The following is a 15,864-nucleotide window of genomic DNA, read 5'->3' on the forward strand; positions in this document are numbered from 1 at the left end:
CATTCGTTTTCATAAATCTATTATAAAAGAAAAGACTGTAGACATCATCCATAAAATGGACTTTGTCTACAGTCTGAGCTGTGACAAATCATTTGTCACAGCTCTTTGTGTATATTGCTTAAAAATCCAATTGATGAGGGGCTAATTTGTCCCAGTCAAAGGTCACACCAATTCCCGGTTCTTCTGGCGCGATAGCCATTCCATCCTCTGGATCAATCATCAGAGGGCGAGTGGTGTATTGATCGATCGGGAAACTATGCATCTCTAGGTATCCGGCATTAGGCATGGCAGCCAGCAGACTGACATGAAGCTCTTGCATGCCGTGAGTCGAGATACTGACATTATGCAACTGTGTCAATGCCGCAATTTTCAGCCAGCCAGTGATCCCTCCACAATTCGAGGCATCCGGTTGAGGAAAATCGACTTGACCATAAGATAACATATGAGCAAATTCAATTGGTGTTCGTAAATTTTCTCCGCCAGCAACTGCTATTTGACCTTCTTTAGCGATTCGAGCATATCCTTCGTAGTCTTCGGGAATCGTTGGCTCTTCCAAAAAGAGAATATCAAAAGGCGCCATCAATTTAGCGGCTTTGACGGCTTGTTCAACGGACCAGCTCATATTGGCATCCACCATAAAGGTAATATCGGGACCGATCAATTTACGAACGGCTTTGATGCGGGCGATATCTTCCGCCAGTGTTGCTTGCCCTAACTTGATTTTGACAGCCCGTAATCCCATATCCAAATATTTTTGATTGTTGGCTAATAATTTTTCTAATGGAAAATTCAAGTCAATGGCACCGCCATAGCAGTTTACTTTATTGCTGTGTCCTCCCAAAAGTTTATATAATGGTTCTCGTGCTTTTTTTGCGCGCAGATCCCAAAGGGCAATATCACAGGCGGCAATGGCAAAGCTTGCTAGACCACCTCGGGCAATGTAATGGATGCCCCAATTCATCTGTTCCCAAAGAGCTTCCACACAAGCAGGATCTTTTCCTAGCAGGATATGTTTCAGTTCTTTGTCGATCAATTTAGCGATCGACTCTCCTCCGAAACCACCCGTATACGTATAACCGATACCTTCTCTACCATCATCCGTGCGCACTTTGACGATTGGCACCTCAAAGTGAGTGTGTAATCCGTGTTTGGCATCTTCCATTAATTCTGGTAAGGGAATCCGATAGTAGGAAGTTTGGATTTCTGTGATCGTGGACATAAAATTCCTCCTTTTCCAATAATGTTAACGTGTGCATTATTATCTTAACATCCACTTGGCAAGAATTCAAGCGGTTTCATTTGTAGTTTGAGTTGTCAATCTCTTTCTATCATTGTAATAATCCTGTTTTTCCAGCGACCTTTAACCAAGTGATTCCGATCTGAAAAGGAGTCAAATTTCTTGGTGGGAACACGCTGAAATAGTTGAACTTCTGCGCAACCCAAGCTATGATGAACAAAAAGGAGATCACACATATGTGTACAAGTTTCACGCTGACTGCTCATGGACAGACTTTTTTTGCTCGGACGATGGACTTTGCATTTTTGTTAGACGGCGAACCAATCGTCATGCCACGGGGGTATCAATGGTCTTTACAACTAGGGGGACAGGTCACCAATACCTATGGCTTTGTTGGAACGGGCAAACAGTTAGAAGAATTTCTTTTTATTGATGGGGTCAATGAGAAGGGACTAACGATTGCTGAACTCTACTTTTCGAATGAAGCTGTTTATTGCGAATACACAGCGGAGAAAATAAACCTTGCACCCCATGAATTGTTACATTGGGTATTAGGAAACGTAGCAGACATCCCTGATTTGTACCAAAAAATCAGCAGGATCAATCTAGTACAGATAGAAACGGCGCTACTAGGTATCACAGTCCCATTGCATTTTATTGTAACGGATACTACCGGAAGATGTGTTGTCATTGAAACCAATCGTGGTTTTATCGAAATAAAAGAAAATCCAATCGGCGTGATGACTAACAGTCCAGAATTGGAGTGGCATGTAAAAAATATTGGCAACTATTTAGCTGCGAGACCTGCTAATTTTCCTCCCGCAACAGTCAATGGAGTAGAGGTGCTCCCCTTTGGTCTTGGAAATGGAACATCTATTTTACCGGGCGGATTGACTTCCCCTGAACGATTTGTTCGAACCGTTTATCACAAACAGTTTGTGAATGTAGGAGAGACTGCCGAAGAAACAGTCAATGCCATGTTCCATCTCTTAAATAATGCCACGATCCCCAAAGGACTGATGGTCGAAGATAATGGTCAATCTGAGTATACTCAGTATCGAGTGGTCTATAATGTGACAAATGGTACTTACTATTTCAATCCTTATGAAACCCAAGAAGTTTTTTCATTGGAATTGAAGAAAGAGTGGTTACAATTGAAACAGCCCCGGATTTTTGCGGTTGCCAAGAGTTTCACAACAAAAACGATGGTGTAATAATCGGCCACACAACGGTCGATGCAAAGATAGATAAGTAGAAAATAACTTAGTTTAACGAAGAGTCATCTCTCCAATAAAAAGATCCGCGGTGTGTCATTACCGCAGATCTTTTTTTCGTGTGATTTGCCGTCGAAATTTTTGTAGTAGGTAGCTGGGGAGTTTATCTATTCTGATGCTGAAAAAAACGGTTCAAAGGAAAAGCGTATTCTTATGATAATCGTTCATTAAAACTACGAGAAGAAAACAAGAAATAATTTTTTTACTTTCAGATATTAAAAAAAATCTTTGAAATACAATAAGTCCAGTAATTTTTTTTTATTTGAAAATAGTAAGGCGTCATTGATAACAACACTGGGAACGTTTGTTTCAGAAATCGGCTGATTCGTGATGATCAAATCAAAGGATTCCAAGTCATAGTTACCTAATTGCTCACCATTGATGGGCAGGATATCTGAACGAATTTTATGCAGATCAAGAATATCTTGAACATAGTAACTGATGTATTGACTGTGATTGATCCCCATATCGCTGATCACTAAGATCTTTTTTGACACCAAAGTCTGATTGATCTCCGGAAAAGAAGTCAATAACCAGAATACATAAGAAGACAAATAACTGATGAGATTCGTTTCCAACAATTCAGAAAAAAAATGCAGTTCTGCTTTGAGTCGTGCATACAATTGGCGCTGTGTAAATTTGATATGTCTTGTAAAAAAAGTGGCACGCTGTGTCAGCTCTGTCGTATCAAAGGGCAGTAATTGCGCATAGGAATAAAGACAAGTCAGCAAGTGTACAACGAAGTCGCCGACCTCGTCTGTGATTTGTTCCAACTGCAGAAAAGTATTGAAGGTCAAATTGTCACGTATCTTCTCACTGATCACAGATCTATTCTCTGAATAAAATTGCTGGAAAGCCCCTTTTTGAAAGTAGTCAATGACTGTTTGGCAAGACTCTAAACTAATACCACTCAAATGGCGTTTAATCAATGAATAGTCTTCATTACTGATTTTTGCTTTCACGGCTATCTTGGTGATAGGGCGTTGCCGAAATCCTTGACTCTCTCTTAACAAATCAACGATAAAATACATAATGAAAAAGTCATGTTCATAGCTGTTGTCCAAGCTGATACTATTCAAAATGCAGTGATTGCGCCGCATCACTTGTTTTAGTTCTTGTTTATCAAAGTGATAAGGCAAATCACAATGGCCATAATACATCAAAAAAAAGTAGGTCGTAAATATCCGCAGAGACAGCTCATCGTCCTGACTCGTTAACTGATACCCGCGATCCACAATGACCCGAAGTGAATAGGCAGCCAACACTTTATTGCAATGTTTTAGTTTTCGTGCAAAAGATGATCGACTGATATTGATTGCCTCACAATAATAATCGATCGTTTTGCCTGGCTGTTGAATAAATTCATGAAGGAGTTGTGTCGTTGTTGAAGTTCTCGCCATATCTGTGAGTGTTTGAAGATACAATGTAGCATCGAAATTCTCTAGACGATACCCTAATTTATGCGATGTTTTGATGGTTAAAACATTTCCCCAGCGTTGCTTGATCTCTTCAATATATCGGATAAACGTTGATTCGCTGCTACCAATGTGTCTTGCAAGTTCTTTTTTAGTCATCCACTTATCAGAAATGGATAACACACGAATGATTTCTTCCATCTTCCGATAATTTTTCTCCAAAAACCTAATCATTTCATTTCCTCCCAAGTCCTTTACTTTAATAAAACAATCAACGAAACAATAACGCAATCTCAATAATGAAACCGCTTGGTATGAAAGCTGGTGTGATTTGATTCTTCCCTTCTATGTATACTTAGGTATCTGATTAGAATAACAAATTTCCAGCATGCAGGCTATTGGGATTTGCTATTGGTTCACAAATGAAAGGGGAGAATGAAAATTAATTTACTGAGGAAGTTGTGGGTTTTAGGAGCAGTATTTATGCTGGTTAGCTCCTATTTCACATCCATAATCGTTAGAGCAGAAACTATTAATGGGGCAGCTATTCTATCTGCCAAAATCATATCAGATGATTCTGAGCAGCCACAGCTATTACTAGATGTCGCACTCACGAATCAAACAAATGAGCCCATAAAAAAAGAAATAAGAATGGATCATGCCAAGCTAAAAGAAGTAGAAGAAAAACAAGAGGGATACGGTTATCAAATTAAACACAATACCCTCTATCTGACAATAGAGCCTCAACTAAATCAGACCATTCAACTGACGCTGCCCGTTGAGAAAAATTCTTTTTTGACCGAGCAAGCACCAGAATTAATTTACGAAGGTCAGATCCAAAAGGTCTCTGTTGTCATGCCGCAGGCAACAAAGGAAAAACCGACTGACACCCAGGACAATACTTCTAGAGCAGAAACGGATGCTGTAAAGGAAACAGCTGCTACAGATACACATTCAGCAGAATCCGAAGAGTCAAAATCAATAAATCCATCAAATACCAACGAAACGCTGGCAGAAAACAGAGAAACAGAAGGACCTGAAGCATCTGAAGTATCTGAAAGATCAACAGCTGCAGATGAAGTGATAAAACCTTTTTCACTCCCTAGCGTTGCTTCTGATCCAGTGTTTGATCGCAGTCATAAAGCAATCCTGCCTCAGTATACGACAGATGCGTCAGGAACCTATCCGACAGCAAGCTGGCAACCGACTGGGAATCAGAATGTGCGCAACCATCAAGGAAACAAAGACGGAGCTGCACAATGGGATGGGCAAACGGAATGGAACGGGGAACCAACGAACAAAACCAATTCCTATATTGAATATGGTGGGACTGGTTCCCAAGCAGACTATGCCATTCGCAAGTATGCCAAAGAGACCACGACACCTGGATTATTTGATGTATACCTGAATATTCGCGGAAATGTCCAAAAGGAGATCGCACCGTTAGATTTGGTTTTAGTAGTTGACTGGTCAGGTAGTATGAATGACAACAATCGAATTGGCGAGGTCCAAAAAGGGGTGGATCGATTTGTAGATACGCTAGCAGAAAGTGGAATCACAGACAACATTCATATGGGCTATGTTGGGTATTCAAGTGATGGATACAAGAATGATTCGGTCGCGATGGGTCCCTTTGATTCGGTCAAAAATGCCATTAAGACGATTACTCCAAGCAGTACTACTGGGGGAACCTTCACGCAAAAAGCTCTGCGAGATGCCGGAAACATGTTGGCAACACCAAATGGACACAAAAAAGTGATTGTTCTACTGACAGATGGTGTTCCCACTTTTTCCTACCAAGTCAGCAAAGTTCAAACAGAAACGAATGGCAGCTATTACGGCACCCAATTTACCAATAGACAAGACCAGCCGGGCAGTACTTCTCGTATTTCTAACAGCTACTATGCTCCAGACCAAAGAAATACCAATAAATTGATCAACAGTACGTTTATCGCAACCATTGGTGAAGCAATGGCATTAAAGCAGCGAGGGATTGAAATTCATGGATTAGGCATTCAACTGCAAAGTGATACTAATGCGGGATTATCCAAACAAGAAGTAGAAAACAAGATGCGGCAAATGGTGTCTGCGGATGAGAATGGTGATCTTTACTATGAATCAGCCGATCATGCACCGGATATTTCTGATTATCTCGCGAGAAAAGCGGTTCAGATATCTGGAACTGTGGCAAACGGCAAAGTAACCGATCCGATTGCTGAACCGTTTAGTTACGAACCAAATACATTAACAGTCAAAAGTGTCGGGTCCCTTCAAGTACAAGCCATGCCCACACTCTCATTTGAAGGAAACACCGTTCATAGTGATGAAATTTATTTAGGGAAAGAGCAAGAAATTCAGATCCATTATCAAGTCAGGATCCAGACAGAATCAGCAACGTTCAAACCTGATTTCTGGTACCCGATGAATGGCAGAACAACCTTCCAACCAGTAGCAACAGCAGATGAAGTGGTAGATTTTGGAGTGCCATCGGGGAAAGCACCAGGAGTCAAGCTTGATTTCAAAAAAATCTGGGAAGAATATGATCATGATCCGAGCAGCCGATCAGAAAATGTTATCTATGAAGTTACCAGAAAACAAGTTTCAGATAAGACAAATTGGCAAACAGGCTATATCAAGATTTCGCAACCGTCAAATGATACCGGAAGCTTATGGGAACGCACTAGTGTAACACAGCTTTCAAAGTCAGCAGATGATGCCTATACCGAAACCTTAGGTCTACCCAAATACAATAATCGGGGACAAGATTTCAGCTATCAAACGACTCGAGAGCTAGCTGTCCCCGGTTATGAGCAAGAAAAAGTAGATGAAACAACGTGGAAAAACACGAAACAGTTTCAGCCATTAGCGCTTAAAGTGATCAAAAACTCTTCTGCTGACGAAAAAAATCTGGTAGGTGCTGTGTTTGAATTAACTGGCAAAAATGGCCGTACGACATTGATCGATAATCAAGATGGCAGCTACTCCTTGCCGCAAAATGTCCGACTGCAAAAAGGTGAAACCTATACTCTCACAGAAGTGCAAGCTCCTGCTGGACATGAACGTGGGAAAACAACTTGGCAAATCGAAGTCACTTCAGAGGGAATTGTGACAATCGATGGGGATGAGGTTTCTACAGAAGAACAAGTGATCACACTGACCGTGGTTAATCAATTTTCAGAATTGCCAATCGGCATTCGCAAGTATACGCTGCAAGACGGGAATGAAGTAAATTTATCTGGGGCAACATTTTCGTTGCAAAAGAAAAATTCTTCAGACCGTTATCAAACGATCGCTACGGAAAAAACAACGGATTCAGGGGTAGCCCATTTTATATTGGATCAGCCAGGTCAATACCGAATGGTCGAAGAGACAGGTCCATTGGGGTATGACACGATCGCCGGCAACTATGAATTTACGGTGGATAAATATGGAAAGATTCACTACGACGGCAAAAATGTGGATAAACAAAGTAAAGAATGGACGTTGAATCATCAAAACCAGTTAAAAGCCTTTGACTTGACCGTCCACAAAAAGGCCGACGATCAGACGCCATTAAAAGGGGCGGAATTCCGTTTGACGGGTCCAAATACAGACATTGAACGACCAGGAGAAGAGACGGATACGTTTGTCTTTGATCAGTTACAGCCGGGAAAATATGTCTTGACGGAAACATATACGCCAGAAGGGTATCAAGGATTGAAAGAGCCAATTGAAATTGTGATCAATGAAGATGGCTCAGTACAGATTGATGGCGAAGAAGTCGCTGATGTGTTAGTTGCTGGAGAAAAAAACAACCAGATTACACTAGATGTGACCAATCAGGCGAAAGTTCCACTGCCGGAAACAGGTGGAAGTGGTCGATTAGGGATTTATCTACTCGCCTTTAGTTCGATCGCCATCGCTGGTATCTACTTATACCTCCAGCGATTAGAAAGGAGGGGGTAGCGGATGAAAAGCATGCGTTGGTTTAGTGTATGCATTTTTCTAGTTGTGTTACTAGGTTTCTCCCAACAAGTTTCAGCAGGAGAAATGCAAGCGAATGTTCGCATCACGTTACACAAGTTACTATTTCCTGAAGGGCAGTTACCCCAGGAACAAATCAATTCCGGAGAAGGTACATTGCTTCAAGCTTACCGCGGTTTAAATGATGTCACCTATCACGTATACGATGTCACCGATTCTTTCTATCAATTACGGGAAGATGGTGAATCGGTGGAAGCTGCGCAAAAAAAGTTGGCTGAGCAAGGTCCTGCAGCCGGATCCCTGATTGCCGAAGGAAAGACCGAGAAGATCCAAGGAGAAGATGGTTTACTTAGCTTCACATTAGCAGCCAAGGACAGCCAGCAGCGGGATAAGATCTATTTATTCGTGGAAGCAGAGGCTCCTAATGTCGTGAAAGAGAAAGCCGGAAACTTGGTCGTTGTTTTGCCAGTTCTTGATCAGAAAGGGAATCAAATGACCACGATTCATTTGTACCCAAAAAATGAAGAGAAGGCATACGATTTGCCGCCTCTTGAAAAAGAAGTGCAGTCCAAAACCTCTGATTTTACCTATGGCGAGAGAGTGGATTATCAACTGTCAACACATATCCCAGAAAATATCTTGGATTACCAACAATTCCAACTATCGGATACAGCAGATTCTGCCTTATTTCTCTTACCAGAAACGATCACAGTAAAAGTAGGAACATCCGTTATGACAGGATATACACTTCAAACAACGGATCATGGCTTTGTCCTGGATTTCTCTATTCAGCAGCTAGAAAAATTTGCCAATCAAAAATTGCAAGTCTCTTACCAAATGAAAGTAATGAATGCAGAGCCTGACACAGAGATCGTAAATGAAGGGCAATTGCTGACAGATAAACATATCATCAACAAAAAAGTTGACATACGGACTGGTGGGAAACGGTTCGTCAAAAGAGATAGTCAAGATCCGCAGCGAACATTGGCAAATGCCGTATTCGTCGTAAAAAATCAAATGGGAGCCTATTTGCATGAATCAGCCAATGGTTATCAATGGCAAAGAGAAAAAGCGGGAGCTAAACGATTCACTTCTGATCAAGCCGGAGAATTTTCCGTCAAAGGGTTAAAAGATGGCCACTATTTCTTGGAAGAAATCCAAGCCCCAAAAAATTACTTGCTTAATCAAAAAGCCATTCCGTTTGTGGTTGAAAAAAATTCCTATACAACAAATGGAAAAGCAGCTACCCCACTGGCAATCATCAACAAGAAACATACTGGTTTTTTACCAAAGACTAATGAGCAACAAGCAACAGGATTGATCTTAGCCGGTGTAGCATTGATAGGTTTTGTCATTGCTGGGCTGATTGACCAAAAACAAAAACGAGGAGAAAGAAAATGAAACAAGCAAAAAAAGTATGGTACTTACTAAGTACGCTATTACTAACATTACCTGTTTTTATCAATGGGTTGGGTACAGCAGCTTATGCTGAGGAAAATGCAAGCAATGCCCAAATCGTCATTCATAAAAAGAAAATGACCGATCTTCCGGATCCGCTCATTCAAAATAGTGGGAAAGAGATGAGTGATTTTGATCAATATCAAGGTCTTGCAGATGTCACTTTCCGCATTTATAATGTGACGTCAGAATTTTATGCGCAACGAGCAGCCGGGGCAACTGTCGAAGCTGCAAAACAAGCAGTTCAAGGTCTAACCCCAGGTTCGCCAATAGCTGAAGGTATAACAGATGCAGATGGCAATATTACCGTAAATGTACCGAAAAAACAAAACGACAAAGATGCTGTCTACGTCATCAAAGAAGAACCAAAATCTGGGGTAGCGGCTGCTGCCAATATGGTCATTGCCTTCCCGGTTTATGAGATGATCAAGCAATCAGACGGCTCGTATAACTATGGGACAGAAGAATTATCTACGGTTCATGTTTACCCCAAAAATATCGTTTCAAATGATGGGGCATTACATGTGAAAAAAAGAGGTACTGCTGAAAATGAATCGTTGAATGGTGCAGAATTCGTACTCTCAAAAAATGAAGGTTCCCCAAGTACGACCAAGTATATTCAAGGGGTAAAAGATGGTCTCCACACTTGGACAACCGACAAAGGACAAGCAAAGCATTTTGTTACTGGTAAAAGCTATGGAATCGGCGAAGATGATTTTACAGAATCTGAAGAGAAAACTGGTGAACTAACGGTGAAGAATCTTGAAGTGGGTTCCTATACGCTTGAAGAGGTCAAAGCACCGAACAATGCTGAATTGATTGATGATCAAACAAAGACACCCTTCACTATTGAAGCGGATAATCAAACCCCAGTAGAAAAAACCGTTAAAAATGATACATCAAACGTTGAAAAAACAACGCCTAATTTAAACGGCAAAGATGTAGCGATTGGTGAAAAGATCAAGTACGAGATTGCGGTCAATATTCCATTAGGTATTGCTGATAAAGAAGGAAATGCCAATAAATACAACAAATTTAACTTAGTAGATACCCATGATGATGCATTGACCTTTGACAATACACCTTCAGGAGATACAGCCTATGCTCTTTATGATGGTGATACACTGATCGCATCTGAAAACTATCAAGTAACTGAACAGACAAACGGCTTCACCGTCGCTGTCGATCCAGCGTTCATCCCTTCTTTAACACCAGGAGGTACATTAAAATTTGTTTACTTCATGCATCTAAATGAAAAAGCAGATCCAACGAAAGGCTTTAAAAACGAAGCCAATGTTGATAATGGTCATACCAATGACCAAACGCCACCAACAGTAGAAGTCGTCACCGGTGGGAAACGATTTATCAAAGTCGATGGGGATGTTTCATCCACGCAAGCTCTAGCAGGTGCCTCTTTCGTTGTACGTGATCAAAATAGTGAGGGTGCAAACTATTTGAAGGTCGATGAAGCAGCGAAAACAGTGACTTGGGTGGCAAACAAAGCAGATGCAACAACATTCACGACGCAAGCTGATGGTCTAGTCGTCGTTACTGGACTAAAATATGGTTCCTATTATTTGGAAGAAACTGCAGCGCCAGAAAATTATGTATTACTAACAAATCGAATCCAATTTACAGTGGATGAGCATTCTTACGGAACCACAGAAGAATTAGTTGCTCCTGAAAAAGTGCCTAACAAACACAAAGGAACATTGCCTTCTACAGGCGGAAAAGGCATCTATCTTTATTTAGGCAGCGGTACGCTGATCTTGATCATTGTGGGTTTGTATTTCATGAAACGAAAAGAAACTCGTTGATTTTCTGTTTTGCTAGATTTTCACTTCTAGAAAAATTGGCAGCCTCAAAAGCAGATCTCAGCTATTTCGACCTAGTCAGATAAAAACGGGAGGTTGCAACAGACATGGTCCGCTTCAAGAAATAAGAAAGGATTTTCTAAAATAGCTTTTCCAATTTTTTTGAAAAGCTATTTTAGAAGAAGCTGATTCTAACCGCTTGTTGAACCACTTGTTCGGAAAACGGAGCTGTGACAAGTCTTTTGTCACAGCTCCTTTAATTTTTTTGAGGAGGAAACGATGAAACAAAAAAGAGGACACCAGATAGTCGATCGATTGATGATCCTTTTGTTGTTGATTGGTGTAGGGATTTTTTTCTATCCATTCATTAGCGATGCACTGAATAATTATTTGGACCAACAGATCATTGCGCATTACCAAGCAGAAGCAAATCAAGAAAATGCCGCCGCAATGGCGAAGTTGCAAGCGCAGATCGACAAAAATCAACAGTTAGCCAAAGAAGGCGGCTCCCCCGGACTGGATCCATTCTCTGACGCAGAGAAAATCAGTAAAAAACCAGATAAATCGTATTTTGAAAGCCATACGATCGGTGTGTTAACGATCCCCAAAATCAATGTACGAGTCCCTATTTTTGACAAGACCAATTCAGCATTGTTGGAAAAAGGCAGCTCATTACTGGAAGGGACTTCTTTTCCTACAGGAGGCAAAAATACCCACGCCGTCATTTCGGGTCATCGTGGATTGCCGCAAGCAAAACTATTTACTGATTTGCCAGAATTGCAGGAAGGCGATGAGTTTTATTTAGAAGTCTACGGCGAAACACTCGTTTATCAAGTCGATCAAACCAAAACTGTTGTCCCCACCGATACACAAGACCTTCAGATTGAATCTGGTAAAGATCTTGTCACATTGTTGACCTGCACTCCCTACATGATCAATAGTCATCGATTATTGGTAAGAGGACACCGGATTCCTTATCATCCGAAAGTCACTGATGACATAAAGAAAGTCAAACAGCAACAACAGCAGTTTCTGTGGATCCTCATTTTTACTGCCTGCGGCTTCCTCGTTTTTTGTATTTGGTGGTATAAGCGGCGAAAGAAAAAAATTGGGAACCCTCCAGTATCTAGCAGATAAAATGAGTTGGCTGATCAAAGAAACCCTGTTTTAAAAAAATTTTTTTGATTTACAGGGCATAAAGAAAGCTGATTTATTTGCTAGCCCGCACAATCTTTGTATCTCTTATGCTATCGAACCTGCCGTAAGACGTTAAGAGGATTGACAAAATATTCGCAAACGCTATAATGAGGATGTATTAGTGGACAAGGACGTCTGCTGATCCTTTTGAAAACTAGCTATCAAAGAAGATACAATAAACGTATACTTATGAAGTGTCAGGGAAAGAGGTGTGAATCCTCTACAGACCTACCTACTGTATGGTGGATGAAACCAATAGAACCACAGAATGATTCTATTCTGGAAGGATTGGGAGTAAGAAGAAGCTAAGTCAGGATACCGGCTTGATAAGTCTATTCATTCTTTTGTAGGAAAAAGAAGGGGCTTCGACGATAACTGGCTTGATCTACTGTTAGTACTGTTAATGAACCACTTTTTCTATTAAAGGAAAAGTGGTTTTTTTGTTTTTTGATACAAAGTAAAAGGAGGGATAGACAAACCGTAGGAAAGAAGAATAATCGATTTATCCGTAAGGGTTGGAAGAAAAAATTCAAAAAAAGTTGAATGCGAGGAAAAAAAGATGAAAAAAATTCTAATGACGATCATGACCATCGGAGTAGTTGCTGGGATTGGATTAGCGGGTTGCGGCAAACAAGAAAACGAAGCTACGGCTTCAACTGAGAAAACAGAACAAAATTTGCCGACGAAAGACCGTAGTGGGAAAGAGATCTCATTGCCTAAAGAGGCAACTAAAATCGTTTCACTGGTTCCATCAGTAACAGAAGTTATTGATGATATAGGAAAAACGAATGAATTGGTTGCTGTTGACATGCAAAGCGGGTCACTGAATGAAGCGCTTCAGGCATTACCTCAAATGGATATGATGGCGATTGATGCAGAAAAATTGATTGCATTGAAACCGCAAATCGTCTATGTGAATGACATTAATTTAGCAAGTTCTGAAAGTGTCTGGCAGCAAGTAGAAGATGCCGGGATCACGATTGTCAATATACCGACAAGTACCAGTATTCAAGCCATCACTAGCGTAACGACAAGTACTCAGAAAAGAGCCGATAGTTGTCCTATTCGGACCTCCTCGATCAAAACAAAGTCACTATCACGAAAGATAGAATATGAAATACAGCACTTGAAGCATCTTCTTTATTTTCCTATGTTGAGAGATGACACGTTTCCTGCAGAACTATGGCTGTACTTTGAGAAACAACAAGCTTGGTTGGAGAATATCATTCAAGGAAAATTCTCGGTGATTGAACAAGCGATTGATCAAGAGCAAGTAGTGATAGAGAGCAGTCAGAGAAGACAATGGGATTATTCTTCAAAGGAAATCCAACTTCAATTGAACAAAATCCTATTCTTGTTCGAAGAAAAGCCTGATAGGCGCTATCAGTATTTCCAAGAATGGGCGGATGCGTTGAACCAAACAATGACTGTAGTAAAACTGAACTAGGAGATGAACACATTGGATTCAATCAATGAAATTGTTGAAGAAGTTATCAAACGAATTCAACTACAAAATCACACATTTGAAGTAGAAGCTTCTGGACGTCACGTCCATTTGTCTCGTCGAGAAATCGATCATTTATTTGGATCAGGGTATCAGTTAACGAAAGTAAAAGATTTGTCACAACCTGGTCAATATGTATGTAAAGAACGAATCACTGTTGCAGGACCAAAAGGACTGTTCCAAAATGTCGTGATTTTAGGTCCTGAACGTAAGGAAGCACAAGTCGAAGTGTCAATGACAGATACCCGAATTTTAGGTATTAACGCGCCTGTTAGAGAAAGTGGAAAGATTGAAGGAACACCAGGGGTGACATTGATGAATGGCGCAACGACTGTTTCATTAGATCGCGGATTGATCGTGGCAAAACGACACATCCATATGACACCAGAAGATGCCCTAGCAAACAATGTGACTAACGGACAAATCGTCCAAGTAAAAGTACTAGGCACGCGACCATTGATTTTTGATGATGTAGTGATACGTGTCAGTCCTCATTTCGCGACGTATATGCATATTGATTATGATGAAGCAAACGCTTGTGGTTTATCAAAAGGTGTTCATGGTTACATCATTAAGTAAGAGAAGGTTGGACAATGAAAGCTTCTGAAATAGAAGAACTGGTTCAACAAATTACTGATCGTATCTGTCAGCAACTCCCAAAGCCTACCCTTGCTCTTGCTTTTTCGCAAGAGAAAAAAGAGATTCCTGCCGAATTATATACCCAGTTTCCCACTGTTCAGTGGAGAACCGGTGAAGATCAAGAGTCGGCTGGAATGATTGTGAAACAACTAACGATTTCTCAAATGTCCAGTATTGCTTTACTGCAAGAAAACGATCTATTGACCCGAAGAATACTTTCATTTTTGTTACAAGGAAAACCAATTCTTGTTTTAGAAACTTTGCCAGCAATTCCGAAAGAAACACCGCTTAAATATCAAGTGAAAAAGACAATTCAAGAATATCGAGACAAATGTCAGCAGTTTGGTCTGACATTCTATCGCTCCCCGCAAGACTATGCTGATTTTTGGAAATCCTGTCAGAAAAAATCAGTGCCTAAGGCATTGCCTAAGCGGACCTTCATCACCGAAAAACAATTGAAAAAAATGCTAGAATACCGCATTCCTCCAATAAAGAATGCGCAATTGACACCATTAGCACAAGATTATGCGCGCACTCAAAAGTTGCTTATAAAGGGGGAAAAAGCATGCTTTTAGGAAAAGTTACCGGCAGTTTGTGGTCTACAAGAAAAGACGAGAAATTAAACGGGTGGAAATTTATGATGGTAGACATTTTGAATCAAGAAGAACAAAAACAAGGCTTTATTATTGCAGCGGATAATGCTGGCGCAGGAATTGGCGATAAAGTATTGATCAGTCAAGGCAATGCTGCTCGAATTTCTGCTGAAAATCCAGAAGTACCTATTGACGCAATGATCGTTGGCGTCATCGATGCTGCAGAGGAAGAATAAGGAGGTTGAATCTATGAGCATTAATGAAATTATTATGTATATTATGGTTCTTTTTATGATCATTGGAGGCATTGATAAATGCATCGGGAATAAATTAGGACTTGGAAAACAATTTGAAGAAGGTATCATGGTGATGGGGTCTTTAGCGTTATCAATGGTAGGGATCATCACGTTAGCCCCGGTCTTGGCGAATCTTTTAAGTCCTATCGTTGTTCCCGTCTATGAATTGCTGGGTGCTGATCCGGCAATGTTCGCGACAACACTACTAGCAAATGATATGGGGGGATTTGCTCTGGCACAGCAATTAGCAAATGATCCTCAAGCAGGGTTATTTGCTGGAGCAATCCTTGGGGCTATGATGGGACCAACAATTGTTTTCACCATTCCTGTTGCGTTGGGGATTATTCAAAAAGAAGATCAACAGTTTTTAGCCACAGGGGTGTTAAGTGGAATTATTACGGCTCTATAATTTATGGGACTGATGAATCAGAATTGATTCTTCAGCCCCATTTTTATTTTAGGTATTAAAAAACA

Annotated in this window: 11 protein-coding genes, 1 pseudogene and 1 riboswitch; of the genes and pseudogenes, 10 read left to right on the forward strand and 2 right to left on the reverse strand. The window is 40.7% G+C overall.

Translation table 11 applies throughout. From position 1 onward, the window contains the following. Window positions 1–118 precede the first annotated feature (118 nt). Complete coding sequence (locus AB5Z52_RS12775) at window positions 119–1,219, reverse strand: mandelate racemase/muconate lactonizing enzyme family protein (RefSeq protein ID WP_003127741.1); 1,101 nt, start codon at window positions 1,217–1,219, stop codon at window positions 119–121. Window positions 1,220–1,473: 254 nt separating this feature from the next. Here AB5Z52_RS12775 and AB5Z52_RS12780 point away from each other — a divergent pair, with 254 nt between their 5' ends. Continuing rightward, entirely contained in the window at window positions 1,474–2,451 is a 978-nt protein-coding gene (locus AB5Z52_RS12780; protein ID WP_003127742.1) for a choloylglycine hydrolase family protein, read from the forward strand. 275 nt (window positions 2,452–2,726) lie between these two features. Here AB5Z52_RS12780 and AB5Z52_RS12785 read toward each other — a convergent pair whose 3' ends face one another. After that, entirely contained in the window at window positions 2,727–4,160 is a 1,434-nt protein-coding gene (locus tag AB5Z52_RS12785; protein WP_288551810.1) for a helix-turn-helix domain-containing protein, read from the reverse strand. A gap of 249 nt (window positions 4,161–4,409) precedes the next feature. On the opposite strand from AB5Z52_RS12785, the gene AB5Z52_RS12790 reads away from it, so the two are divergent. The 9 genes and pseudogenes from AB5Z52_RS12790 to eutH form a co-directional block, all read left to right on the forward strand. After that, a complete protein-coding gene (locus AB5Z52_RS12790; RefSeq protein WP_368243801.1) occupies window positions 4,410–7,871 on the forward strand; it encodes a SpaA isopeptide-forming pilin-related protein in 3,462 nt (1,153 codons plus the stop codon). A 3-nt stretch (window positions 7,872–7,874) separates the two neighbouring features. Next, window positions 7,875–9,290, forward strand: a complete 1,416-nt coding sequence (locus AB5Z52_RS12795) for a SpaH/EbpB family LPXTG-anchored major pilin (RefSeq protein WP_288551812.1) — start codon at window positions 7,875–7,877, stop codon at window positions 9,288–9,290. Next, on the forward strand, window positions 9,287–11,164 hold the full coding sequence (locus tag AB5Z52_RS12800; RefSeq protein WP_029487125.1) for a SpaH/EbpB family LPXTG-anchored major pilin: 1,878 nt from the start codon (window positions 9,287–9,289) through the stop codon (window positions 11,162–11,164). Before AB5Z52_RS12795 ends, AB5Z52_RS12800 begins: the two co-directional genes overlap by 4 nt. Before the next feature lie 276 nt (window positions 11,165–11,440). Further along, the gene (locus AB5Z52_RS12805; protein WP_288551813.1) at window positions 11,441–12,298 is read left to right on the forward strand and encodes a class C sortase; all 858 of its coding nucleotides are present in this window, start codon (window positions 11,441–11,443) and stop codon (window positions 12,296–12,298) included. A 235-nt stretch (window positions 12,299–12,533) separates the two neighbouring features. Further along, window positions 12,534–12,700: riboswitch (cobalamin riboswitch) on the forward strand. A 217-nt stretch (window positions 12,701–12,917) separates the two neighbouring features. After that, on the forward strand, window positions 12,918–13,805 hold the full coding sequence (locus AB5Z52_RS12810) for an ABC transporter substrate-binding protein (protein WP_288551814.1): 888 nt from the start codon (window positions 12,918–12,920) through the stop codon (window positions 13,803–13,805). 3 nt (window positions 13,806–13,808) lie between these two features. Continuing rightward, window positions 13,809–14,441: an ethanolamine utilization phosphate acetyltransferase EutD gene (gene eutD, locus AB5Z52_RS12815; RefSeq protein WP_025478888.1), complete on the forward strand. Its 633-nt coding sequence runs from the start codon at window positions 13,809–13,811 to the stop codon at window positions 14,439–14,441. A 14-nt stretch (window positions 14,442–14,455) separates the two neighbouring features. Then, window positions 14,456–15,076 (forward strand): hypothetical protein, encoded by a 621-nt coding sequence (locus tag AB5Z52_RS12820; RefSeq protein ID WP_003127750.1) that lies wholly within the window; start codon window positions 14,456–14,458, stop codon window positions 15,074–15,076. Beyond that, window positions 15,067–15,330 (forward strand): EutN/CcmL family microcompartment protein, encoded by a 264-nt coding sequence (locus AB5Z52_RS12825; protein WP_002345851.1) that lies wholly within the window; start codon window positions 15,067–15,069, stop codon window positions 15,328–15,330. Before AB5Z52_RS12820 ends, AB5Z52_RS12825 begins: the two co-directional genes overlap by 10 nt. Window positions 15,331–15,343: 13 nt before the next feature. After that, window positions 15,344–15,790: pseudogene (gene eutH, locus AB5Z52_RS12830) on the forward strand (ethanolamine utilization protein EutH); the annotation flags it as partial. Between the last annotated feature and the right edge of the window lie 74 nt (window positions 15,791–15,864).

Origin of the sequence: Enterococcus sp. RTP21361st1_A6_RTP21361_211029 (assembly GCF_040910045.1) — a bacterium.
Taxonomy (GTDB): Bacteria; Bacillota; Bacilli; order Lactobacillales; family Enterococcaceae; genus Enterococcus_D; species Enterococcus_D gallinarum.

Coding starts and splice junctions, on each gene's coding strand:
- AB5Z52_RS12780 (WP_003127742.1), top strand. CDS start 1,474: ATGTGTACAAGTTTCACGCTGACTGCTCATGGACAGACTTTTTTTGCT.
- eutD (WP_025478888.1), top strand. CDS start 13,809: ATGAACACATTGGATTCAATCAATGAAATTGTTGAAGAAGTTATCAAA.
- AB5Z52_RS12795 (WP_288551812.1), top strand. CDS start 7,875: ATGAAAAGCATGCGTTGGTTTAGTGTATGCATTTTTCTAGTTGTGTTA.
- AB5Z52_RS12825 (WP_002345851.1), top strand. CDS start 15,067: ATGCTTTTAGGAAAAGTTACCGGCAGTTTGTGGTCTACAAGAAAAGAC.
- AB5Z52_RS12790 (WP_368243801.1), top strand. CDS start 4,410: ATGCTGGTTAGCTCCTATTTCACATCCATAATCGTTAGAGCAGAAACT.
- AB5Z52_RS12800 (WP_029487125.1), top strand. CDS start 9,287: ATGAAACAAGCAAAAAAAGTATGGTACTTACTAAGTACGCTATTACTA.
- AB5Z52_RS12785 (WP_288551810.1), bottom strand. CDS start 4,160: ATGATTAGGTTTTTGGAGAAAAATTATCGGAAGATGGAAGAAATCATT.
- AB5Z52_RS12805 (WP_288551813.1), top strand. CDS start 11,441: ATGAAACAAAAAAGAGGACACCAGATAGTCGATCGATTGATGATCCTT.
- AB5Z52_RS12775 (WP_003127741.1), bottom strand. CDS start 1,219: ATGTCCACGATCACAGAAATCCAAACTTCCTACTATCGGATTCCCTTA.
- AB5Z52_RS12810 (WP_288551814.1), top strand. CDS start 12,918: ATGAAAAAAATTCTAATGACGATCATGACCATCGGAGTAGTTGCTGGG.
- AB5Z52_RS12820 (WP_003127750.1), top strand. CDS start 14,456: ATGAAAGCTTCTGAAATAGAAGAACTGGTTCAACAAATTACTGATCGT.